The sequence below is a fragment of the Actinomadura sp. NPDC049382 genome (genome assembly GCF_040677125.1).
Taxonomy (GTDB): Bacteria; Actinomycetota; Actinomycetes; order Streptosporangiales; family Streptosporangiaceae; genus Spirillospora; species Spirillospora geliboluensis.
On the sequence record NZ_JBFARO010000129.1, the window covers coordinates 1 to 22,650 of the forward strand.

The 22,650-nt window shown below is 73.9% G+C and carries 22 protein-coding genes and 1 pseudogene; 11 read left to right on the plus strand and 12 right to left on the minus strand.

Going from position 1 to position 22,650, the window contains the following annotated elements; genetic code table 11:
- Positions 1-298, plus strand: a 298-nt coding sequence (locus AB0K34_RS39005; RefSeq protein WP_364553781.1) for a hypothetical protein, incomplete at its 5' end; no start/stop codon positions are given.
- Between the two features lie 75 nt (positions 299-373).
- Positions 374-1,288 carry an Lrp/AsnC family transcriptional regulator gene (locus tag AB0K34_RS39010; protein WP_138637476.1) on the plus strand — a complete coding sequence of 305 codons (915 nt, stop codon included), beginning with the start codon at positions 374-376 and terminating at the stop codon, positions 1,286-1,288.
- 57 nt (positions 1,289-1,345) lie between these two features.
- On the opposite strand, the gene AB0K34_RS39015 is transcribed toward AB0K34_RS39010, so the two are convergent.
- The 5 genes from AB0K34_RS39015 to AB0K34_RS39035 form a co-directional block, all read right to left on the minus strand.
- Positions 1,346-2,938, minus strand: coding sequence for a Na+/H+ antiporter (locus AB0K34_RS39015; RefSeq protein WP_364553783.1), 1,593 nt, complete (start codon positions 2,936-2,938; stop codon positions 1,346-1,348).
- A 56-nt stretch (positions 2,939-2,994) separates the two neighbouring features.
- Positions 2,995-3,870: a LysR family transcriptional regulator gene (locus tag AB0K34_RS39020; RefSeq protein ID WP_138637474.1), complete on the minus strand. Its 876-nt coding sequence runs from the start codon at positions 3,868-3,870 to the stop codon at positions 2,995-2,997.
- 72 nt (positions 3,871-3,942) lie between these two features.
- Positions 3,943-5,505, minus strand: a complete 1,563-nt coding sequence (locus AB0K34_RS39025; protein WP_364553785.1) for an MFS transporter — start codon at positions 5,503-5,505, stop codon at positions 3,943-3,945.
- Positions 5,505-5,732: a UBP-type zinc finger domain-containing protein gene (locus AB0K34_RS39030; protein ID WP_240807757.1), complete on the minus strand. Its 228-nt coding sequence runs from the start codon at positions 5,730-5,732 to the stop codon at positions 5,505-5,507. The genes AB0K34_RS39025 and AB0K34_RS39030 overlap by 1 nt, the downstream gene beginning before the upstream one ends.
- 67 nt (positions 5,733-5,799) lie before the next feature.
- Positions 5,800-6,834 carry a GDP-mannose 4,6-dehydratase gene (locus AB0K34_RS39035; protein ID WP_138637479.1) on the minus strand — a complete coding sequence of 345 codons (1,035 nt, stop codon included), beginning with the start codon at positions 6,832-6,834 and terminating at the stop codon, positions 5,800-5,802.
- Positions 6,835-7,013: 179 nt separating this feature from the next.
- Here AB0K34_RS39035 and folP point away from each other — a divergent pair, with 179 nt between their 5' ends.
- A complete protein-coding gene (gene folP, locus AB0K34_RS39040) occupies positions 7,014-7,874 on the plus strand; it encodes a dihydropteroate synthase (RefSeq protein WP_364553787.1) in 861 nt (286 codons plus the stop codon).
- Between the two features lie 40 nt (positions 7,875-7,914).
- Here the strand turns inward: folP and AB0K34_RS39045 are convergent, their stop codons facing one another.
- Positions 7,915-8,472, minus strand: a complete 558-nt coding sequence (locus tag AB0K34_RS39045) for a CGNR zinc finger domain-containing protein (protein WP_138637470.1) — start codon at positions 8,470-8,472, stop codon at positions 7,915-7,917.
- A gap of 82 nt (positions 8,473-8,554) precedes the next feature.
- The gene (locus AB0K34_RS39050) at positions 8,555-8,758 is read right to left on the minus strand and encodes a hypothetical protein (protein WP_138637469.1); all 204 of its coding nucleotides are present in this window, start codon (positions 8,756-8,758) and stop codon (positions 8,555-8,557) included.
- On the opposite strand from AB0K34_RS39050, the pseudogene AB0K34_RS39055 reads away from it, so the two are divergent.
- Positions 8,669-9,076, plus strand: a pseudogene (locus AB0K34_RS39055) (cation:proton antiporter); the annotation flags it as partial. The gene AB0K34_RS39050 and the pseudogene AB0K34_RS39055 sit on opposite strands and share 90 nt — an antisense overlap.
- 282 nt (positions 9,077-9,358) lie before the next feature.
- Here the strand turns inward: AB0K34_RS39055 and AB0K34_RS39060 are convergent.
- Entirely contained in the window at positions 9,359-9,931 is a 573-nt protein-coding gene (locus AB0K34_RS39060) for a hypothetical protein (RefSeq protein ID WP_138637468.1), read from the minus strand.
- Between the two features lie 296 nt (positions 9,932-10,227).
- Positions 10,228-11,565: a pyridoxal phosphate-dependent aminotransferase gene (locus AB0K34_RS39065; protein WP_364553789.1), complete on the minus strand. Its 1,338-nt coding sequence runs from the start codon at positions 11,563-11,565 to the stop codon at positions 10,228-10,230.
- A 143-nt stretch (positions 11,566-11,708) separates the two neighbouring features.
- On the opposite strand from AB0K34_RS39065, the gene AB0K34_RS39070 reads away from it, so the two are divergent.
- From AB0K34_RS39070 to AB0K34_RS39095, 6 genes are all read left to right on the plus strand, one after another.
- On the plus strand, positions 11,709-12,632 hold the full coding sequence (locus AB0K34_RS39070; RefSeq protein WP_364553790.1) for a LysR family transcriptional regulator: 924 nt from the start codon (positions 11,709-11,711) through the stop codon (positions 12,630-12,632).
- Between the two features lie 183 nt (positions 12,633-12,815).
- The gene (locus AB0K34_RS39075) at positions 12,816-13,541 is read left to right on the plus strand and encodes a VC0807 family protein (protein WP_240807755.1); all 726 of its coding nucleotides are present in this window, start codon (positions 12,816-12,818) and stop codon (positions 13,539-13,541) included.
- Positions 13,542-13,648: 107 nt separating this feature from the next.
- A complete protein-coding gene (locus AB0K34_RS39080; RefSeq protein ID WP_364553791.1) occupies positions 13,649-14,818 on the plus strand; it encodes an Ig-like domain-containing protein in 1,170 nt (389 codons plus the stop codon).
- A 241-nt stretch (positions 14,819-15,059) separates the two neighbouring features.
- Entirely contained in the window at positions 15,060-16,193 is a 1,134-nt protein-coding gene (locus AB0K34_RS39085) for an Ig-like domain-containing protein (protein ID WP_240807754.1), read from the plus strand.
- Between the two features lie 127 nt (positions 16,194-16,320).
- A complete protein-coding gene (locus AB0K34_RS39090) occupies positions 16,321-17,616 on the plus strand; it encodes a glycosyltransferase family 4 protein (protein WP_364553793.1) in 1,296 nt (431 codons plus the stop codon).
- 37 nt (positions 17,617-17,653) lie between these two features.
- Entirely contained in the window at positions 17,654-19,372 is a 1,719-nt protein-coding gene (locus AB0K34_RS39095; RefSeq protein WP_364553795.1) for a GAF domain-containing sensor histidine kinase, read from the plus strand.
- Between the two features lie 26 nt (positions 19,373-19,398).
- On the opposite strand, the gene AB0K34_RS39100 is transcribed toward AB0K34_RS39095, so the two are convergent.
- From AB0K34_RS39100 to AB0K34_RS39110, 3 genes are read right to left on the minus strand one after another with little or no spacing between them, the layout of a single operon-like run.
- On the minus strand, positions 19,399-19,908 hold the full coding sequence (locus tag AB0K34_RS39100; RefSeq protein WP_364553797.1) for a DinB family protein: 510 nt from the start codon (positions 19,906-19,908) through the stop codon (positions 19,399-19,401).
- 10 nt (positions 19,909-19,918) lie between these two features.
- Positions 19,919-21,169 (minus strand): HAMP domain-containing sensor histidine kinase, encoded by a 1,251-nt coding sequence (locus AB0K34_RS39105; protein WP_364553799.1) that lies wholly within the window; start codon positions 21,167-21,169, stop codon positions 19,919-19,921.
- Complete coding sequence (locus AB0K34_RS39110; RefSeq protein WP_138641591.1) at positions 21,166-21,822, minus strand: response regulator transcription factor; 657 nt, start codon at positions 21,820-21,822, stop codon at positions 21,166-21,168. The genes AB0K34_RS39105 and AB0K34_RS39110 overlap by 4 nt, the downstream gene beginning before the upstream one ends.
- 177 nt (positions 21,823-21,999) lie before the next feature.
- Here AB0K34_RS39110 and AB0K34_RS39115 point away from each other — a divergent pair, with 177 nt between their 5' ends.
- Entirely contained in the window at positions 22,000-22,536 is a 537-nt protein-coding gene (locus AB0K34_RS39115) for a hypothetical protein (protein ID WP_138641590.1), read from the plus strand.
- Positions 22,537-22,650 lie beyond the last annotated feature (114 nt).

Genomic DNA, 22,650 nt, shown 5'->3' on the forward strand with positions numbered 1-22,650 from the left:
CGATGAGGAACGCGGCCGGCGCCTGCTGCGTGAGGCGGGACTGGACGCGTCCCGGCTGCCCGTGGTGATCCGCTACGACGGTAAGGCCCTCGTGGCCGCCGCCCGCGCGGCCGCCTTCCGGAGTGACCGGCACCACCCCGCGCGCCCCCCGCCCGGTCCGGGCCCGCCGTGCCCCCGTCCGGCAGCGTTGCGCTGCCGTACCGGTTTTCACGGCGCCGGAAACGTCGCCGTGCCGATCCGGTCGCCGACGCTTCGACGGCCGCCGGGCATGGCGAACACGGGCAAGATCAATATTTGACGTCCTACCGTCCTGAAATGGAATGATCTTGCAGTTGCCGACAAACCGATTCATGACACGTCGAGGAGGAGAGCCGTGCTGGATGCGGTCGACGCCGTGCTCGTCCGCGAGCTCCAGCGGGATGGCAGGGCGACGTTCCAGGCGCTCGCCGATCGCGTCGGGCTTTCCCGCACGGCCGTGCGGGCACGGGTGCAGCACCTTCTCGAAACGCAGGTCGTCCGCGTCGTGGGCATCGTGCACGCGGCCGTGGTCGGCGCGGAGGCGATCGGACACGTCTCGGTCACCGTGGACGGCTCCGCCCGGGAGGTGGCCGAGGCCGTCGCCGAGCGGCCCGCCGTCTGCTTCGCCGCGCTGACCGCCGGACCGTACGACGCGGTCGCCCAGGTGCGGACGCGCGACGACGCCGCGCTCGCGGCCGAGGTGGACCACATCCGGTCCCTCCCCGGAGTGCGCGCGGCGGAGGTGTTCCGGTCGGTGTCCACCGTGCGCGACAAGCACTCGGTGGTGCGCGAGCTCGGCGAGGTCACCCTCGACGACATCGACTGGCGGCTCCTGCACGAGCTGCAGCGGGACGGGCGGGCCCCCTACACCCGGCTCGCGCACGTCATAGGGCTGTCGCAGGCCGCCACCCGGGCCCGGGTGGTCCGGCTCATGCGCACCGGCGTCATCCAGGTCACCGGGCTGGCCGACCCGCTCGCCCTCGGCGCCGCCGAGCTCGGCGGCTTCGGCCTGGTGGTGAGCGGCGGGCTGCGGAAGGTCGCGGACGCGGTCGCCGCCCAGGACGGCGTCCGCTACCTGGCGACCGGCTTCGGCCGGTACGACATCGTCGGGCAGGCCGAGGCGGCGTCCCGCCGCGAGCTGGTGGCCGTGCTCGACGCCGTCCGCTCGGTGCCCGGCGCGACGGTGCGGGAGTCCTGGCACCACCTGGACGTGGTGAAGGAGTCCTACGCCGTCGAGCTGCCCGAGCAGCCCCTCAACGGGTCGTCCTGACCGGAGCCCCGGCCGCGGTGCCCGCCGCGGCCGGGGCTCCGGCCCCGCACCGGCCGCTCAGTCGCGGTCGAGCGCGACCTCCTCCAGGTCGAGCTCGTGCATGACGCGGGTCAGCACCGCGTCGTCGATGCGCCGCTCGTCCCGCATCCGGACGAACACCTCGCGCTCGGCCGCCAGCATCTCCCGCCGCAGCCGCCGGTACGTCGCCGTCGGCACCTCCTCGCCCGCAGGGCCGGTCCCGCCGCCGAGCCGCTCCCAGGCGCGCAGCTGCCGGTGCTCGGCGAGCTGCCGGAGCCGCTCCACCACCGCCGCGTCCAGCGCCTCGGCGGCGTTCAGCTCCTCCAGCCGCTCCAGCGCCGCCCGCGCCGCCGCGTGCTGGGCCCCGGCCTCCGCGACGGTGTCGGTGTAGCGCTCGCGGTCCCCGCCGATGCGCAGCACCCGGATGAGCGCCGGGAACGTGAGCCCCTGCACGAGCAGCGTCCCGAGGACGGTCGTGAACGTCAGGAACAGGATCAGGTCGCGGCCCGGGAACGGCTCGCCGGACGCGGTGAACGGGATCGCGAACGCCGCCGCGAGCGACACCACCCCGCGCATCCCGGCCCACGACACCACCGTGAGGCCGCGCCAGCCCGGGTCCTCGCTCTCCCGCTCCCGCCGCGACAGCAGCCGGGGGAGCCGGGAGGCGGGGAACACCCACACGAAGCGGGCCGCGACGGTGACCGCGAAGACCGCGACCGCCCACCAGGCCAGCTGCTGCCAGCTCCGGTCCGACAGGCCGTGCACGACCGGCGGCAGCTGCAGCCCGATGAGCAGGAAGACCACCGACTCCAGCAGGAAGACCATGACCTTCCAGAACGAGCGGCCGATCAGCCGGGTCACCGCCGCCGACTCGGTGGCCCGGTGGCCGAGGTACAGGCCGCTGACGACCACCGCGATCACCCCGGAGGCGTGCACGGTCTCGGCGAGCAGGTAGGCGGCGAACGGCGCCACGAGCGCGATGCCGTTCTCCACGAGCGGGTCCTTCAGCCGGGTCCGCAGCCAGTGCAGCGGCGGGCCGAGCAGCAGCCCGACCGCCGCGCCGACGGCCGCGGCGAACAGGAACCGCCCGACGCCCTCCATCAGCGTGAACCCGGCGCCGGTCGCCGCGATCAGCGCCACCCGGAACGCCGTCAGCGCCGTCGCGTCGTTGAACAGGCTCTCGCCGACCAGCACCGTCGTCGTCCGGCGGGGCAGGCCGAGGCGCTGCGCGACGCTCACCGCCGCGACCGCGTCCGGCGGCGCCACGATCGCGCCGAGCACGAACGCCGCCGGGAGCGGCAGCCCGGGGACGAGCAGGTGCGCCGCGTAGCCCACGGCGAACACGGTGAACAGCACCAGGCCCACCGACAGCAGCCCGATCGACCAGACGTTGTCGCGCAGGTTGCTGAAGGAGCTCTGCCAGGCCGCCGCGAACAGCAGCGGCGGCAGGAACACGTACAGCACGAACTCCGGGTCGAGCTCGAACTCGGGGACCCCGGGGACGAACGAGAACCCCAGGCCCGCGATCACCAGGATCAGCGGGGCGGGCAGCCCGGCGCGCCGCGCCCCGGCGGCCACCGCCAGGGCCCCGACCGGGATGGCCAGCAGCCAGAGTGCGTGCGTCGTCTCCACCCGCCAGATCATGGCATGTCCGGCGTCCCGCACTCGGCCGGGGACGCCGCCGCCGGTCAGCGGTGCGCGTCGCGGCCGGTCTCCTTGGCGAAGGCGAGGAAGTCGCGCGCCGTGGGCGGCAGCCGGCGGTGCGCGTGGACGAGCCCGATCATGCGGGTGATCGGCGGCATGAACGAGCGGACCGCCACCCCCTCGGTGTCGTCGAGCTGGTTGCGGTACCAGAGCAGGGAGCCCATCCCGGCGCGGACCCAGCCGAGCCACGCGCTCCGCTCGTCGGACTCGACCGCGGCGACCGGGGTCGCGCCGGCGCGGCGCAGCACCGCGTCGATCTCGGCGCGGCGGGGGCCGCCGGCGGCGGGCAGCACGAGCCGCATGCCGTCCAGCGCGGCCGGCGGCACCGGCTCGCGGACCCGCAGCCCGGGCGGCGAGACCAGCACCACCTCGCGCTGCTCGAACGGGTGCGCCGACAGGTCGCCGGGCACGGGCAGGTCGGTGAGCCCGAGGTCGGCGCGGCCCGCGCGCAGCGCCGCCGCGACGGCGTCGCGGTCCGCGCAGCGCACCACCCGGACCCGGACGGCCGGCTGGCGGCGGGCGAAGCCGGGCACGAGCCGGCCGGTCAGCTCCGGCTCCAGCGACGCGGTGACCGCGATGCGCAGCTCCGTGCCGCGCCCGTTGGCCCGGGCGACCGACAGCCCCTCGATCGCCTCGACGGCGCCGAGCGCGATCCGGGCCTGCCGGACGACCTGCTCGCCCTCGGGGGTGAGGACCACGCCGCGGCCGGAGCGGGCGAACAGCTCCACGCCGAGTTCGCGCTCCAGTTCGCGGACCGCCCGCGACAGCGCGGGCTGGGCCACGTAGAGAGCCTGGGCCGCCGACGTCATCGTGCCGTGGTCGGCGGTCGCCACGACATAGCGCAGCTGCCGCAGATTCATGTGCCGACCGTATGCCAACGAACAGCTCCGGTCCCGGACATGCCGGAATCGGCCCGGGGAATCGCCCGCCGGTCAGCTCCGCGTGCCCGGCGGGCCGCCGGCCTCGGCGGCCGGGACGGTGTCCGGCTCCGGCTGCAGCTGCGGGGCGGCGACCGAGCAGTGGCTCCTGCACTCCGGTTCCACCGCCGCCCCGGCCGGGGTGCGCAGCGCGTCGTTCCCGATGGTGAAGAAGCTGAGCACGGCGCCGGCGACGAGGAGCACGGCGCTCGCCGCCATCGCGATCTGGAACCCGTGGGAGAAGTCCGCCGGGTTGTTGTAGGCGTCGCCGGTCAGCCCCGCCAGCGGCGGGATCGCCGCGACCGTCAGCAGCCCGGCGGCCCGCGCCACCGCGTTGTTGACGCCGCTGGCCACCCCCGCGTGCCGGACGTCGGCGGTGGCGAGGACGGTGGCGGTGAGCGGCGCGACCACCGCCGACAGCCCCAGCCCGAACACCACCACGGCGGGCAGCACGTCCCGGACGTAGGAGGTGCCCTCGCCGAGCCGCCCGACGAGCAGCATCCCGACCGCGGCGACCACCAGCCCCGCGGTCATCGGCAGCCGCGGGCCGATCTTCTGGGCGACCGCGCCCGCCCGCGCCGACAGCAGCAGCATCAGCAGGGTCACCGGCAGCAGCGCCGTGCCCGCCGCGATCGGCGAGAACCCGGACACCACCTGGAGGTTCACGACGACGAGGAAGAACATCACGCCCATCCCGCCGTACATGAGGAACGTGACGACGTTGACGGCGGAGAACTGCCGGGAGGAGAACACGCCGAGCGGCAGCATCGGCTGCGGCGCCGCCCGCCGCCGCGCGCCGGGCAGGTGCCGCCCCTTGCCGCGCATCCGCTCGACCAGCACGAAAGCGGCGGCGGCCGCGATGCCGAGGACGGCGGCGGTGCCGATCACCGGCGGCGCGGCGTTCCCGCCGGGCGCCTCGGTGAGCGCGTACGTCGTCCCGGCCAGCGCGAGCGCCGCCAGCACGGCGCCGAGCACGTCGAAGCGGCCGTGCGCGTCCGGGTCGACGCTCTCCGGGACGTGGCGCACCGCCACCAGCACCACCACGGCGGACAGCGGCACGTTCAGCAGGAACACCCACCGCCAGCCGGCGGCCTCGACCAGCCAGCCGCCCGCGAACGGCCCGATCGCGCTCGCGACGCCGCCGAGCCCGGACCAGGCGCCGACCGCGCGGGGCCGGTCGTCGGCGGCGAACGACGCCTGGATGATCGCCAGCGAGCCCGGGGTGAGCAGCGCCCCGCCGACGCCCTGCAGCGCCCGCGAGAGGATCAGCGTCTCGATGTTCGGCGCCAGCCCGCACAGCACGGAGGCGATCGCGAACCACACCACGCCGATGAGGAAGACCCGGCGCCGCCCGAACCGGTCGCCCAGCGACCCGCCGAGCAGGATGAAGCCGGCGAGGGTCAGCGTGTAGGCGTTCACCGTCCACTGCAGCCCGGCGATGTCGGCGTGCAGGTCGCGCGCCAGCGCGGGCAGCGCGACGTTCACGACCGTGGAGTCCAGCAGCGCGATGCCCGACCCCAGCACGGTCGCGAGCAGGATCCACCGTCCCGGCCCGCTGCGCAGGGGGACGTCCGGCATCAGACGATCAGTTCATCGGCGAAGCACCAGCGCCAGTCCTCGCCCGGCTCGAACGACCGGACGATCGGGTGCCCCTCCTTGTGGAAGTGCGCGGTCGCGTGCCGCATCGGGGAGGAGTCGCAGCAGCCCACGTGACCGCAGGCGAGGCACAGCCGCAGGTGCACCCACCGAGTGCCCTCCGCCAGGCACTCCTGGCACCCCTGCGGGGTGTTCGGGGACGGATCCACCGCCGGAAGGGACTGCACATGCTCACAAGTGGCCATATATGCATCGTGCCACGCGTGCATCAGATGCTTACCAGTGGTCCGGGCTGAACGGCTCGTCCTCCGGCCGCGCGGACTGCGACAGCAGCCGCAGGTCCGACTCGACCATCATGGTCACCAGGCCCTCGAACGTGACCTCCGGCTCCCAGCCGAGCTGCTCGCGGGCCTTCTTCGGGTCCGCGCACAGCAGGTCGACCTCGGCGGGACGGGTGTACTTGGCGTCCAGGACGACGTGGTCCTCCCAGTTGAGGCCCGCCGTGCGGAACGCGAACTCCACCAGCTCCCGCACCGACTGGGTCTGGCCCGTTCCGATGACGAAGTCCTCCGGGGCGTCCTGCGCGAGCATCAGCCGCATCGCGCGCGCGTAGTCGCCCGCGTAGCCCCAGTCGCGCCGCGCGTCCAGGTTGCCGAGGCGCAGCTCCTTGGCCAGGCCCAGCTTGATGCGGGCCGCGCCCAGCGACACCTTCCGCGTCACGAACTCGGCGCCGCGGCGCGGCGACTCGTGGTTGAACAGGATGCCGCTGACCGCGAACATCCCGTAGGACTCGCGGTAGTTCTGCGTGATGTAGTGCCCGTAGCTCTTCGCGACCCCGTAGGGGCTGCGCGGGTGGAACGGGGTCCGCTCGTTCTGCGGCGTCTCCCGGACCATCCCGAACATCTCCGAGGACGACGCCTGGTAGAAGCGGATCTGCTCGCGGCCCGGCGTGCGGGACGGGCTGATGCCCGACACCACGCGGATGGCCTCCAGCATGCGCAGCACGCCCATCCCGGTGACCTCGGCGGTGAGCTCGGCCTGCTGCCACGACATCGGCACGTAGGAGATCGCGCCCAGGTTGTAGACCTCGTCGGGCTGCACCCGCTCCACCGCCGAGATCAGGCTGCCCTGATCCAGCAGGTCGCCGGTGGTGATCTGCACGTCGCCGATGTGCTTGCGCAGCCGCGACACATGGGGGTTCGCCTGCCCCCGCACCAGGCCCCAGACCTCGTATCCCAGCTCAAGCAGATGCTCGGCCAGATACGAGCCGTCCTGTCCGGTGATGCCGGTGATGAGTGCTCGCCTGGACAGCGGATCCTCCATGGCTGAAATAGGTCCGATGTGGGGCCCACCACGGGTGGAACCCGTAACGAGCGTGATTTATGAGATTACCGACCACGGAGGGGCGATGACGAGGGAGGGCACCGTTTGAACCGAATTCACTTCTGGTTCGCCCGCCGGGCCGCCCGTATGCCACGGTGAGACCCATCATGAGCTCTCCGGACGCGCCGCCGCTGCGGCTGAACGGGCGCGAGGTCGGACCCCGCGCGATCATGGCGGTGGTGAACCGCACGCCCGACTCGTTCTTCGACAGGGGCGCCACCTACGGCTTCGGCGCGGCGCTGGAGGCCGTCGACCGGGCCGTCGCCGAGGGCGCCGACATCGTCGACATCGGCGGTGTGAAGGCCGGGCCCGGCGAGGACGTCGGCGTCGCCGAGGAGCTGCGCCGCGTGGTGGACCTCGTCGCCGCCGTCCGCGAGCGGCACCCCCGCGTGGTGATCAGCGTCGACACCTGGCGCGCCGAGGTCGGCGAGGTGGTCGCCCGCGCCGGCGCCGACCTGCTCAACGACACCTGGGGCGGGCCCGACCCGCGGCTGGCCGAGGTCGCCGCCGCGCACGGCATCGGCCTGGTCTGCGCGCACGCCGGCGCCCTGGAGCCCCGCACCCGCCCGCACCGGGTCGGCTACGACGACGTCGTGGCCGACGTCGTCGCGCACGTGACCGCCGAGGCCGAGCGCGCCGCCGCGCTCGGGGTGCCGCGCGACGCGATCCTCATCGACCCCGCCCACGACTTCGGCAAGAACACCCGCCAGTCGCTGGAGATCACGAGGCGGCTCGGCGAGCTGACCGCCACCGGATGGCCGGTACTGGTCGCGGTGTCCAACAAGGACTTCATCGGTGAGACGCTCGGCCGCCCCGTCGACCGGCGCGGCGTCGGCACCATGGCCGTGCTGGGGGTGTCCGCGCTGCTCGGCGCCCGCGTCTTCCGCGTCCACGACGTCGCCGCCGCCCGCCGCGCCCTGGCAGCGGTCGCCGACCTCGGGACGACCTCCGCACCCCCGGGGGACTGACAGCGCCCTCCGTTTCGCCGGCGCTCCGCTCCGTGCGCCGTCAGTGCGCGGCTTCGCGCTGGCGGGCCCGGTAGGCGGCGACGTGCATGCGGTTGCCGCAGGTGCGGCTGTCGCAGTAGCGGCGGCAGCGGTTGCGGGACAGGTCGACGAGCACGCGTGAGCAGTCCGGCGCCTCGCAGGTGCGCAGCCGGTCCAGCTCGCCCGCCGCCACGACGTACGCCAGCGCCATGCCGCAGTCGGCGGCCAGGTGCTCGCCGAGCGGGGCACCCGGCGCGAAGAAGTGCACGTGCCAGTCGTAGCCGTCGTGGTCGGTCAGGTGCGGGGTGGTGCGGACCTCGCCGACGATCTCGTTGATCAGCCGGACGGCGGCCGGGACGCCGCCGGCGCGGAACACCTCGTGGAACCGCGCGCGCAGGTCCAGCACGCGGACGAGGTCGGCCTCGGTGAGCTGGTCCACGTCGCTGAAGGAGTTGCGGTCCACGAACGCGCGCAGGCCGGGCAGCCCGCCGAGCTCCTCGGCGCCGGACGTCGCCGCGCCGGTGTTGATCAGGTCGACGACGACGGCGAGCGCGTGCTCGGTGTCATGAGTGAAGATCACGATGACTCCAGTCTCGGGGGACCGGGGCGGTCGTGCTCCCGGCGCCCTCGCCGGGGCCGGAACGCGGCCCGTGGCCCCCACCCTATGACGCCGGCCGCGCCCGCAGGGGTCCGCCCCGGCGCACCGCGCGGGCGCGCCCGGTGGCCCGATCCGGCCGGAACGTTCCACCCGCGCGATCCTGCTGGTCCTGCTCGGCATGGCCGCCGGGTTCGTGCCCGCGCTGCCCGGCGTGGTCGTCCCGCCCGAGCTGGTCCTGCTCGGCTTCCTGCCGCCGCTGCTCTACCACGCGGCCTTCTTCACCGCGCCGCGCGAGGCCCGCGCCGACGCCGTGCCGATCTTCACGCTGGCGTTCGGGCTCACCACCGTCACGACGGTCGCGGTGGCGGCGACCGTCCACGCGCTCGTGCCGGACGTCGGCTGGGCCGCCGCGCTGGCGTTCGGCGCGGCGGTGTCGCCGACCGACCCGGTGGCCGCGACCGCGGTGATGCAGCGGCTCGGCGCCCCGCCCCGGATGGTCACGATCCTGGAGGGCGAGAGCCTGATCAACGACGGCGCCGCGCTCACCATCTTCATGCTGGCGGTGGAGGCGCTGGGCGGTGGCTTCACGGCCGACCACGTCGGCGTCTCCGGGGTGCTCGCCACCGTCACCGCCGGGTTCTACATCGGCACGCGCGGGGAGGGCGTGCTGCAGCCGGCGTCGCGGCTGGCCGGCACGACGTTCTGGCGGATCCTGACGTTCCTGCTGGAGTCGGCGCTGTTCGTCCCTGTACCGCGACGGCCGGATCGGCGCCGGGACGCTCCGCGAGATCGGCCGGGAACTCGACTTCGAGGACCCGACGACCCAGGGGTCACGCCCCTGACCGGCGGCCGCGCCGGGGGCGGCCGGTCAGCGCTCGTAGTGGGGGTCGGCGACGACGGGGTAATAGGCGTCGGTGTGCTGGATGCGCATCGTGACGGCCGTGCCCTCGAGCGTGTAGTCGGCCTTCACCTGGCGGAACATCGAGTCGCTGGCCCACGGGTTGTAGAGGCGGCCCACGGTGGCGCCGTAGCGCAGGTGGACGACGTCGTAGCCGCCGGACGGCATCGACTCCAGGGCCAGCCCGTCGGCCAGGGAGACCGCGAATCGGAACTCCGAGGGGGCGTCGGGGCCGTGGATCACGGTGAGCAGCCGCACCCCGCCGGCGGTGGTCTGCGCGACGATGTCGGTGTCGACGTCCACGCCGACGAAGACCCGCAGGCTGGGGCGCAGCACCTGCGCGACCGTGTCGGCGGCCGTCGCGTCGATGCCGAGGTGGATGCGCTGGCCGTCCCTGGTCGGCACCCAGACACCGTCACGGGCCCGCTGGCCCCACGCGACGTCGGGGTTCTCCATCTCCTGCGGCTCGTTCTTGCCCCGCGCGACCAGAATCCTGGAGGCGGCGCTCATCGCCGCGGCAGCCCCGTCCCGTGCATGCCTCATGACGGGCCCCCTCGCCTTCTTTCATCACTCACGTGACTTCGCGCTCGTCCTGGGTTTACCACGGGCGAGGCCGGCCGGGCGTCTCCATGCCCTGCCGCTGGTCGATTAGTGACGTTCGCCCCGTGCGTCGTTGGACCTTACACCACGCTTATCCGTGCCGGTCGGACCGGGCGGGGAAGCTTTACACGGCCGTTCCCGGCCGCCGTTTCCGTGCGGTGACGGTCCGTTTCCGGCCCCTCACACGGCGGACCGCGGACCGCCTTTACGGCGGCCCGCGGCCCTCCTTTTCTCTCGCGTCAGGTGAGCGCCGGCTCACCGACCGTCACGCTCACCGAAAGATCGGCGAGCACCTCGCCGAGGCGGTCCAGTGCGCTCGCGATCCACGGCAGGGATGTCGGCGCCGGGGACGCGAGCGCCGCGCGGCGCTGCTCGTCGTCCTCCCCGTAGAGCAGGCTCGGCGCCACCCGCATCCGCAGCGCCGCGGGCGCGTCGCCGAAGGAGCTGCCGGGCAGGACGCCGACCCCGTACCGGTCCAGCAGCAGGTGCGTGAGGTCGCCGGCCGTGCGGACGCCGTGGTTCTCGTGCAGGACGTCCCGGAGCGGCCCGAAGTCGGGGTAGACGTAGAAGGCGGCCTCCGGGCGCTTGACGAGCGCCCCGGCGGCGGCGAACCGGTCGGCGACCGCGCCCGCGACCGCGGCGTGCAGCCGCCGGCTGCGGTCGACGTGCTCCACCAGTTCGGGCGGCTCGGCGAAGGCGTAGGCGGCGGCGTGCTGCATGGGGGCCGGCGCGCTCGACCAGAGCTCGCTCGCCACCCCGAGCAGGCTGTCGCGCAGCGCGCCGCCGAACGGCCCGTCCGGCAGCCGCGCGACGCCGAGCCGCCAGCCGCCCGCCGCGAGGCTCTTGCTGAGCGCGGTCGTCACCACGGTCCGCTCGGGCGCGTACAGCGCGGGGCTCGGCACCCGCCGCGCCGGGTCGTGCACCAGGTCGCGGTAGATCTCGTCGGAGACGACGACCAGGTCGTGCTCGCGCGCCACCGCGCACAGCCGCCGGACGGTCTCCTCGGACGCCAGCGTCCCGGTCGGGTTGTCGGGCAGCGTCACCACGACGGCCCGGACCTCGCGGCCCCGGGCGCGGGCCCGCACCACGGCGTCGGCGAGCAGCGCCGGGCTCGGCACGCCGCCCTCGCCCGGCGGGGTCGCGACGCGGATCGGCTCGGCGCCCGCCAGCGACGCCTGCGCGGCGTAGCTCACCCAGCTCGGCGCCGCCACCACGACGTCGCCGCCCAGCGAGGTCAGCAGGGCGAACAGCAGCGGCTTGCTGCCGGGCCCGGCGACGACCGCGGCCGGGTCGGTGGGCAGCCCCCGCCGGCTCCAGTAGCCGGCCGCGGCGGCGCGCAGCGCCGCCGACCCGGCGACCGGGCCGTAGGCACCCCGGTCCGCGGCCGACTCCAGCTCGCGGACCAGGGCGGGATGTATCGGGATCCCGGCCTCCCCGAAGCCGAGGGGGAGCACGCGCTCGCCCTTCCTGCGCTTGCGGGCGATCGCCTCGTTCACCGCGAGCGTCGCCGAGAGCGGGACCGGGCGGGGCGCGAACGACAGCGGCCGGACGGGTGCTGACTGGTTCTGGGCAGGCATCAATGCTCCAAAGGGCATGCGTAAGTGACGGTGGGCAACCGTGGAACCCCCGTGTGTACGGCCCGGCCGGGCTCGACTAACTCTTGCCCGCTGCAAGCATCATTACAAGCGAGTCTCACCGATGGTTACCGTAAGCTCAGCTGATGCTCGAACTGCGCCGCCTGCGGCTGCTCGCCGAATTCGCCCGCCGCGGCAGCATCGCCGCGACCGCGGCCGCCCTCGGCTACACCCCGTCCGCGGTCTCCCAGCAGCTGGCCGTGCTGGAGCGGGAGGCCCGCGTCCCGCTGCTGGACCGGACGGCCCGCAGCGCCGAGCTGACCGACGCCGGGCGCCGGCTGGCCGAGCGCGCCGAGGAGATCCTCGGCATGGTCGAGGCGGCCGAGGCGGAGCTGTCGGCGCAGGCCGACGCCCCCTCCGGGCGGATCGTGGTCACGGCGTTCCCGACCGCCGCCGTCGCCTTCGCCCCCGCGCTGGCGCGCAGCCTGGGCGAGCACCCCGGGCTGACGTTCGTGCTGCGGCAGACCGTGCCCGGCGCGGGCATCCGCCAGGTGCAGAGCGGCGAGGTCGACATCGCGCTCATCGACGACTGGACGGGCAAGGTCCCCGACCAGGCGCCCGCCGCGCTGGAGTTCTTCCACCTGCGCCGCGACCCGCTGGTCCTGGTCGTGCCGGAGGCGCACCCGATGTCGGACCCGTCCCGCCCGGTCGACCTGGAGCGGCTCCGCGAGGAGCCCTGGATGGCCGCGCCGCCCGGCGAGCCGTCCCGGCAGGCCGTCGAGCGGCTGCTGGACACCGTCGGCGGCGCCCGCCCGGTGCCGTGGGAGTTCGAGGGGCTGCACACGATCCTCAGCCTGGTGGCGCGGGGCATCGGCATCACCGCGGTGCCCGCGCTGGCCCTCGCCGCCGGGGACCGGGGCGTGGCGGTCCGGCGCATCCCCGAGTGCACGCTCGCCCGCGAGGTCTACGCCGTCACCCGCACCGCGAGCGTGCGCAGGCCGTCGGTGGCGGTGACCCTGCGCGCGATTTACGCCGCCGCCAGGGACGTCCAGCCGTCTCCGCCCGATTAGCGAGGTGAGGGACGCCGAAAGTCGGAAACAAAGCCGGGGCGGCGGTTCGATTCCGGCCGCATGCGGCCGCGGCCCGCACCCCGCGGCGCCGGGGGCCGAACTAAGGAGGGAACAGGCCGCGCGTGCCGGTTCGTTTGAAAACGGACGGACTCGCGCGGATCATCACGTACGGTGGGGCGAATCGTGACCACATCCGAGTCCATGCACGCCGACCGGGGAGCACAGTACTCGATGGAACGAACGGCGACCACGCCGGCGGAGCCCGGCCAGCACGTGTTCGAGCTGCCGCGGGTGACCGCGCTGCTCATGCACGCGCTCCCGCGCTTCGTGGAGGGCGTCATCGCCCCGGTGGCGGTGTTCTACGCCGCGCTCATGCTGCTGGGGCTGAACGGCGCCCTGGTCGCCGCCGTGGCCTGGGTCTACGGCGGGATCATCTACCGCTACGTGCGCGGCCACCCGGTGTCGGGGATGCTGATGCTGGCCGCGGTCGGCGTGACCGTCCGCGCGGGCCTGGCGGCCGCCACGCACAGCGCGGTCATCTACTTCCTGCAGCCGACCCTGGGCACGCTCTGCGTGAGCATGGCGTTCCTGGCCTCGGTGCCGCTCGGCAAGCCGCTCGCCATGAAGCTCGCCAAGGACATGGCGCCGATCCCGGACGCCTTCTACAAGCACGACAGGGTCCACCGGTTCTTCCTGCGGATCTCGCTGCTGTGGTCGGCGGTGCTGCTGGCGAACGTCGGCGTCAGCCTGTGGATGCTGTTCAACCAGTCGATCAGCATGTACCTGTGGATCCGCACCGGCATCGTCGCCGGGCTGGGAGCGATCGGCATCGCCGTGTCGGTGTGGGGCTTCAAGCGCCTCGTCCGGCGCATCAACCGCGAGCCGGCCCCGTCCACGACGGCCGCCTGAACGGCGTTCTCCCGCCGCGCGCCCCGAACCTTCGCCGGGTTCGGGGCGTCTCCATATGCAGGTAGATTCACCGGGCACGGGGTGAATCAAGAGCATTTGGGGGATTTGTGGCGATCAAGGGTCGGGTGGGCCTCGGGCTGGCCGGGGGCACGGGCGCGGTGGCGATGCTCGTGAGCGGCTGCGCGATCGGCGGCGAGGGCGCGCTCGCCGCGGGCGGATCCGACACCGCCGTGACGATCACCCCCGCCAACGGGACCGCCGAGGTCAAGCCGGACGGCACCATCGAGGTGAAGGCCTCCGGCGCCGAGCTGCGCGACGTCACCGTCCAGGGCGAGGGCGCCGCGATCACCGGGTCGTACGGCGAGGGCCGCAAGACCTGGCGCTCCACCCGGACCCTGACGCCCGGCACGTCCTACACCGTCACCGCGCAGGCGGGCGACGGCGGCAAGGCCCGCACGGTGACCAGCTCGTTCACCACGCTGAAGCCCGCCAAGACGCTGTCGATCGTGGACGTCACCCCGAACCTCAAGGGGGAGAAGGTCGGCGTCGGCATGCCGATCTTCGTCCGGTTCGACCGCGCGGTCACCGACAAGGCCGCCGTCGAGCGGACGCTGCGGGTGACCCCCGAGAAGCCCGTCGAGGGCGCCTGGCGCTGGCTGGCGCCCGACCAGGTCGTCTACCGCACGAAGACCTACTGGCAGCCGCACCAGACGGTCCGCTTCAACGCCGCCCTGGCCGGGGTGAACGCGGGCGGCGGCGTGTACGGGGCCAAGGACTCCCAGGCCGCGATCACGATCGGCGCCAAGCAGGTCACGACCGGCGACATCGGCGAGCACAGCATGACCGTGACGCGGGACGGCGAGAAGCTGCGCACGATCCCGTTCAGCGCCGGCAACGGGCAGACCCGGGAGTACACCACCACCAGCGGCGTCCACCTCCTGATGGAGAAGGGCAACCCCGTCACGATGATCTCGCCCGGCCGGAAGGAGGGCGACCCCGGCTACTACAAGACGGTCGTCAACTACGCGGTCCGCTTCTCCAACAGCGGCGAGTACGTCCACTCGGCGCCCTGGTCGGTCGGGTCGCAGGGGTCGGCGAACGTCAGCCACGGCTGCCTGAACATCAGCCCCGCCAACGCCAAGTGGTACTACGACATCATGCAGCGCGGCGACATCATCAAGCTGACGGGCAGCGACCGCGAGGTCGAGTACGACAACGGCTGGAGCTTCTGGCAGCTGTCCTTCGACAAGTGGCGCGAGGGCAGCGCGCTGCGCTGAGGGCCGCGCCCCGTGCCGGGGCCGCCGCCGTGCAACGCTTTGATCTCGGACACCGGCCAAAACCCCAAGTCGTGGCATGATCCTCGTCTTTTGTCGCTAATGTCGCTGGTGGTAGACGGCGGGGTCACTGGAGGTCGCGGTGCAGCGGAGGGTTTCCGCAGGTGTTCGGGCGGGCGCGGGAATCGCGGGGGTCGTGCTGGTCTTCACGACCGCGTGCAGCGGGGGTGAGAAGGACTCCGGCGTGACGGTCGGGGAGAAGGGGGACGCGAGCGTCCCGCAGGTGACGATCGACCCCGGCAACGGCAACACCAAGGCCAAGCCGGAGGCGGGCGTGGTCGTCACCGCGGTCGGCGGGACGCTGGAGCAGGTCACCGTCACCCTCAAGGGCAGGCCGGTGACCGGCGAGATGGCCGCCGACAAGACCAGCTGGAAGTCGCGGACGCTGCGCCCCGGCGCCAAGTACGAGGTCACCGCGGTCGCCAAGAGCCCGCAGGGCAAGTCGGCCACGGTCAACGCCTCGTTCGCCACCGCCAAGGCCGCGAACCAGCTGGAGATCGTCGACGTCACCCCCGGCAAGAACGAGAAGGTCGGGGTCGGCATGCCGATCCAGGTCGTCTTCAACCGGGCGGTCGCCGACAAGAAGGCCGTGGAGAAGGCCCTGGAGGTCAAGTCCACCAAGCCCGCCACCGGCGCGTGGTACTGGATGAACGACACCACCGTCGTCTTCCGCACGAAGAACGGCACGTACTGGCAGCCGAACCAGAAGGTCGCCCTCAAGGCCCGGCTGGCCGGCGTCAGGTCCGGCAAGCGGACCTACGGCATGACCGACTTCACGCGCACCTTCCGCATCGGCGACTCGCACATCACGCACATCAGCACCAAGAAGAAGAAGGCCATCGTCAAGGAGAACGGGAAGACGGTCCGCTCCTGGCCGATCAGCGCCGGGCGCGGCGGCCGCGTGGTCAACGGCGTCGACACCTTCCTCACCACCAGCGGCATCCACCTGACGATGGGCAAGGAGAATCCGGCGATCATGACGTCGGAGTGGATGGGCGTCGACCCCAAGGACAAGAAGAACGGCGGCTACAAGGAGGTCATCCCGTTCGCGGTGCGGATCTCCAACAGCGGCGAGTACGTCCACTCGATGGCCTCCACGGTGTGGGCGCAGGGCCGGCAGAACGTCAGCCACGGCTGCGTCAACTCCCCGCCCGCCGACGCCCGCTGGTTCTACAACTTCTCCTACCGCGGCGACCCGGTGATCATCACCGGCAGCAAGCGGGGCCTGGACTGGAACAACGGCTGGAGCTACTACGAGATGTCGTGGAGCCGCTGGGTCAAGGGCAGCGCCCTCGACCGCAGCGTCACCACCGGCTGACCGTCCCCGGTCCCCGGCGGCCGACCGCCGCCGGGGAAGCCCGGGAAGGGCGTTGACCACCGGTTGGCGTTGACCCGTCCTGGAACGGGCAGAGGGCCGGAAAAGGCCGTCTGCGAACGGGGACGAGGTGAACGAACCGGTACGCCCGCTGCGATTTCGCCGCCGCGTCCGGCGCAGGACGCATCGATTCCTGCGCCGCGCGGCGCTCCTCACACTGCGCCCGCTGCGGTGGCGGCGGCCGCCGCGCCGCGGCGACCGGCTCCGCGTGCGGGTCCTCCTGCAGAACGCGCACGGCACCGGCGGCACGATCCGCACCGTGCTCAACCTGTGCGGCCACCTGGCCCGCGACCACGACGTCGAGATCGTCAGCGTGCTGAAGGGCAATGAGAAGCCGTTCTTCCCGCTGCCCGAGGGCGTCGCGGTCACCTACGCGGACGACCGGTTCGCCCGGCGGAGCCGGCCCGCCCGGCTCCTGGGCCGGCTGCCGAGCCTCCTCGTGCCGGCCGACGAGGCGTCCTTCCGCCACATGACCCTGTGGACGGACGTCCGGCTCCTCCGCATCCTGTACGGCACGCCGGCCGACGTCCTCATCGGGACCCGGCCCTCCCTCGTCCTGCTGGCGGCCGAACTCGCCCCGCGCGGCGTCGCCGTGATCGGGCAGGACCACATGAACCTCGGCTCCTACCAGCCCGCGCTCCACCGGCAGGTCGTGCGCGGGTACCGGCGGCTGACCGTCCTCGCCACGCTCACCGAGGCCGCCCGCGCCGACTACGCGCGGGCGCTCGCCGGGGCCGGCGTCCGCATCGTGCGGATCCCGAACGCCGCGCCGGCGCTGCCGGACCCGCCCTCCCGGCGCGAGGACGAGGTCGTGCTCGCCGCCGGGCGGCTCGTCCGGACCAAGGGCTTCGACCTGCTGATGCGCGCCTTCGCGCCGATCGCCGCCGAGCATCCCGACTGGACGCTGCGCATCTTCGGGTCGGGCGCCCGCCGGGACCGGCTGCACGCGATGATCGGCGAGCTCGGCCTGACCGGCCGGGTGGAGCTGCGCCCCCGCACCCCCGACCTGCCCGCCGAGATGCGGCGCGCGTCGGTCTACGCGCTGTCCTCCCGCCGCGAGGGCATGCCGATGGTCGTCATCGAGGCCATGGGGATGGGCCTGCCGGTCGTGGCGTTCGACTGCCCGCACGGGCCCGCCGAGCTGATCACCGACGGAGCGGACGGGCTGCTCGTCGCGAACGGCGACGTCGACGCCCTCACCGCGGCGCTGCGCAAGCTGATCACCGACCCGGCCCTGCGCGACCGCCTCGGCGAGCAGGCGCTGCGGTCGGTGCGCCGCCATGACCTGGACCACATCGGCGCCCGCTGGTCCCGCCTCATCACCGACGCCGCGGCCGGGCGCCCCCGGCCGTTACCGCGGCCCTGAATCCGGCATCCCGGACCCGGCCGGAATACTTGGCGGTGTGAGTGAGGAGTCCCGCTCCGGGGAGGAACGCGCACGGCTCGTCCTGCCGGAGCTGAAGCTGGACGATCTGCTGGCCGAGCTGCAGGCGCGGCTGGACACCGCCCGCGCCACCCGCGACCGGGTGCACGCGCTGCTGGAGGCGGTCGTCTCGATCGGCGGCGAGCTCGACCTGGAGACCGTGCTGCGGCGGATCACCGAGGCCGCCACCGCCCTGGTCGACGCCCGCTACGGCGCCCTCGGCGTCATCGGCGACGACGGCGAGCGGCTCGCCCGGTTCGTCACGGCCGGGGTGAGCGAGGCGGAGACCGAGGCGATCGGGCACTGGCCGCACGGCCGCGGCATCCTCGGGCTGCTGATCCGCGAGCCGCACCCGATCCGGCTGCCCGACCTCGGCGAGCATCCGGACTCCTACGGGTTCCCGCCGAACCATCCGCCGATGCGGACGTTCCTCGGGGTGCCGATCCGCGTCCGGGACGAGGTGTTCGGCAACCTGTACCTGACCGAGAAGGCCGGCGGCGGCGAGTTCGACGCCGAGGACGAGGTCGTGGTGACCGCGCTGGCCACGGCCGCGGGCGTGGCCATCGAGAACGCGCGGCTGTACGAGGAGACGCGGCGCCGCGAGCGGTGGCTGGAGGCGTCCGCCGAGATCTCCACGGCGCTGCTGTCGGGCACCGGCACCGGCGAGGTCATCGACCTCGTCGCCCGGCGCGCCCGGGAGATCGCCGGGGCGCGGCTGAGCGGCGTGGCCCTGGTGGACGAGGCGCGCGGGGAGGCCGTGGTGGAGGCGGTCGACGGCGACGGCGCCCGGCACCTGCTGGGGAAGCGGCTGCCGCTGGAGAGCTCGGTGTCGGGGAAGGTGTTCGCCGAGGGGGCGGCGCTGCGGCTGCCCGACGGCTCGGCGGCGGTCCGGGAGGCGGGCGCGCCGGCGGAGGCGCCGGTCGGGCCGCTGCTGGTGGTGCCGCTCGGCACCGGCGCCGCCGCGCGCGGGACGATCATGGTGATCGACCCGCCGGGCGGCGCGCCGTTCACCGACGCGACCCGGCGGCTGCTGGAGGCGTTCGCCGGGCAGGCCGCGGTCGCGCTGGAGCTGGCCGACCGGCGCCGCGACACCGAGCGGCTGACGCTGCTGGAGGACCGCGACCGGATCGCCAAGGACCTGCACGACACCGTCATCCAGCGGCTGTTCGCCACCGCGATGACGCTGATGTCCGCCGTCAAGATCTCCGAGCGGCCGGAGGTGGCGACGCGGGTGCGGCGGGCGGTGGACGACCTGGACGACACCATCCGGCAGATCCGCTCCACCATCTTCGCGTTGCAGGCGCCGCCCGACGAGGCGTCGCTGCGCAGCCGGACGCACCGGGTGGTCGACGAAGCCGCCGAGCGGCTGGGGTTCGCCCCGTCGGTGCGGCTCGCCGGGCTGCTGGACACCGCCGTCGGCGACGCGGTCGGCGAGGACCTCCTCGCCGTCGTCCGGGAGGCGCTGTCGAACGTGGCCCGGCACGCACGCGCCACCGAGGCCGCCGTGGTCGTCGACGTCGGCGACGACCTCACCCTGCGGGTCGAGGACGACGGCGCCGGCATCCCCGAGGGCGGCCGCCGCAGCGGCCTGCGCAACATGCGCGAGCGCGCCGAGGGCCACGGCGGGTCCTTCACCACCCGGGACCGGCCGGGCGGCGGCACCGTCCTCGTCTGGCGCGTCCCGCTCGGGGACGCCTAGCCGGCGCCGCGTTCAGCCCTCGTCGTTCAGCCCTCGTCCAGCAGGCCGCGGACGTAGGCGGCCTGGCCGGCGTGCTGCAGGTCGTCGGAGATCACGCTGATGAGCCGCACGGCGAGCGTGACGGGCGGGTCCCAGGAGCGGTCGACGACGCGCTCCAGGTCGGCGTCGGTCAGCCCGGACACGTACTCGATCGTCCGGTCGTGGACGGCGTCGTGGTAGCCGGTCAGCAGGTCCGCCGACCCGACCTCGACCGCCGCGACCTCGCCCGGGCCGTGCCCGTACCCGGTGTCGAGGACGTCCAGCGGCAGGCCGAACCGGTCGGCCCAGCCCTCGTCCGTCCACACCTGGCCGGTGCCGGCGGCGCCGGCGACGTGGTCGTCCTGGATGCGGGTCAGATGCCAGCCGAGCCACGCGATCGAGTTGGCGCCCTCGGCGGGCCGGTACGCGAGTTCCTCGGCGGTGAGCCCGCCGACCGCGCCGTGGACGACCTCCCTGATCCTGCCGAACCCGTCGGTGAGCAGTTGCGCACTGGTCATTGCGCTGACGCTACCCCGATCGCGCCGGATCTCCCGTCCCGGGCGCCGCGAGTTCCCCGGCGGGCGCGCGGGACGGCAGCCGGACGGTGACGGTGAGGCCGCCGCCGGGGCGCGGCACGGCGGTGACCGTGCCGCCGTGCGCGGTGGCGGTCGCCCGGACGATCGACAGGCCCAGCCCGGCGCCGCGGTCGGACCGCACCCGGTCGTTGCCGAGCCGCCGGAACGGCTCGAAGATCGTCTCGATCTCGTAGCCGGGCACCACCGGCCCGGTGTTGGCGACGGTGAGCTCCGCCCAGCCGTCCCGGCCGCGGGTGGCGACCGACAGCTCGCCGCCGTCGCGGTTGTGCCGGACCGCGTTCTCGACCAGGTTCTGCACCAGCCGCTCGACGAGCACGGGATCGCCGGACGTGGGCGCCGGGCCGAGCCTGCGGTCGGTGGTGACGCCGCGGGCGCGGGCCTCGGGCCCGGCCTGCTCCAGGACGTGCCCGGCGACGTCCGCGAGGTCGAGCGGCGCGGCGTCCGCCACGGCGTTCTCCGAGCCGGCGAGCGTGAGCAGCCCGTCGATGAGGCGCTCGTGCCGGCCGTTCACCACCAGCAGCGACTCGCCGAGCCGTTTGACGTCGTCGGTGGCGTCCGGGCGGCGCACCGCGACGTCGACGAGGGTCCGGTTGATGGCGAGCGGGGTGCGCAGCTCGTGGGAGGCGTTCGCGACGAAGCGCCGCTGGCCGTCGAACGCGCGCGCCAGCCGGCCGAGCATGGTGTCGAAGGTGTCGGCCAGCTCCTTGACGTCGTCGCGCGGCCCCTCGTAGGAGATCCGCTCGGTGAGGTCGTGGCTGCGCGCCACCCGCCGCGCCGTCTCGGTGATCGTGTGGACGGGGCGCAATGCCCGGTCGGCGAGCAGCCAGCCGAACCCGAGGCCGGCCGCGGCCACCAGTCCGAGCGCGACGCCGCCCTGGGTGAGCAGCGCGTTCAGCGTCTCCCGCTGGTAGTTCTCCCGCTCCTGGGTCAGCACCCCCTCGAACCTCTGGACAGTGGCCTCCGGGGGCCTCCCATCCGGCGGCGGCGTGAGCGACCACTCCGAGGGGGCGCTCGCGAAGACCCGGTTCACGTCCACCGGGTCGGCCTGCCTCGGCAGGCTGCTCTTCAGCAGCAGGTAGGTCAGCCCCAGCAGGACGATCCCGGCGCACAGGAACAGGCCGGTGTAGAGCAGGGTGAGCCGCATCCGGATCGTCGGCCGCAGCCGGTCGGTGACGTGCGTCATGGAATCCGGTACCCCACTCCCGGGACGGTCTCGATGACCGGAGGATCGCCGAGCCTGCGGCGGAGCTTCATCAGCGTCACCCGGACGGTGTTGGTGAACGGGTCGGTGTGCTCGTCCCACACCTTCTCCAGCAGCCGCTCGGCGGACACGACCGCGCCCTGCGCGCGCAGCAGTTCGGCGAGCACCCCGAACTCCTTGCGCGCCAGGTGCACGTACCGGCCGTCGCGGTACACCTCCCGGCGGGCCGGGTCGAGCCGGATCCCGGCGCGCTCCAGCGCCGGCGGCGCGGCCGGGCGGGCCCGCCGGCCGAGCGCCTGGATCCGCGCCACCAGCTCCTCGAACGCGAACGGCTTGGTCAGGTAGTCGTCCGCGCCGAGCCGCAGCCCGGCGACCCGCGCCGGGACGGCCACGGCGGCGGTCAGCATCAGCACCCGCACGAGCGCGCCCGACTCCACCACCGCCCGGCACACGTCGTCGCCGTGCACGACCGGCAGGTCCCGGTCCAGGACGAGCACGTCGTAGTCGTGCACGCCGAGGCGCTCGAGCGCGGCGTCCCCGTCGTAGACCACGTCCACGGCGAGCGCCTCGGCCCGCAGCCCCTCGGCGATCGAATCGGCGAGCATCCGCTCGTCCTCGGCGATCAGTACCCGCACGTCCGCCGTCCTCCTGTCCGCCCCGCCGTCCCCGCCCGCTTCCGCCGGGACCAGCTTGGGGGAGCGGGCGTAACGCGGGCATAACGCGATCCGGTTACGCCCGGGTTACCCGCTCCGGGCTGGACTTGCGTGCGCCGCCGGCGGTCCGTCCGGCGGAGACGACAAGGAGCCCGATCGATGCGACGAGAGACGCTCGCGGCGCTGGCGCTCGTCCCGGTCCTCGCCCTCGGGGTGCAGGGCTGCGGGGGCGGGAAGCAGAACGCCGCGGCGAGCGGCACCGGCAAGGCGGCCGGTGACGACCAGAAGATGCGCGAGTTCGCCCAGTGCATGCGCGAGAACGGCGTGGACATGCCCGACCCGAAGAACGGCAGGGTCGAGATCCGCTCGTCCGCGAAGCCGGGCGGGGGCGGTCCGGACACCAACGGGAAGGTCGAGGCCGCGCAGAAGAAGTGCGCGCACCTCATGCCCAACGGCGGGAAGCCGAAGAAGCCCGATCCGGAGCAACTCGCCAAGATGCGGGCCTTCTCCAAGTGCATGCGCGACCACGGCGTCACCGGGTTCCCCGATCCCGAACCCGACGGCCGGATGCTGGTCGAGGGCAAGGAGGGCACCGAGATGGACCCGGAGGGCGCGACGTTCCAGGCTGCGCAGAAGGCGTGCGCCAAGTACCAGCCCGAGCGGCGCGTGTCCGGCGGCACGTCGGGCGGCGAGTAGTGGCCAGGACGCGCACCATCGCGCTGAGCGCGGCCGGCGTGGTCGCCGTCGGCGGCGCCGGTCTCGCGCGCGCGCAGGAGGTCCTGGAGCGGCACGGGTTCGAGCCCGAGCGGG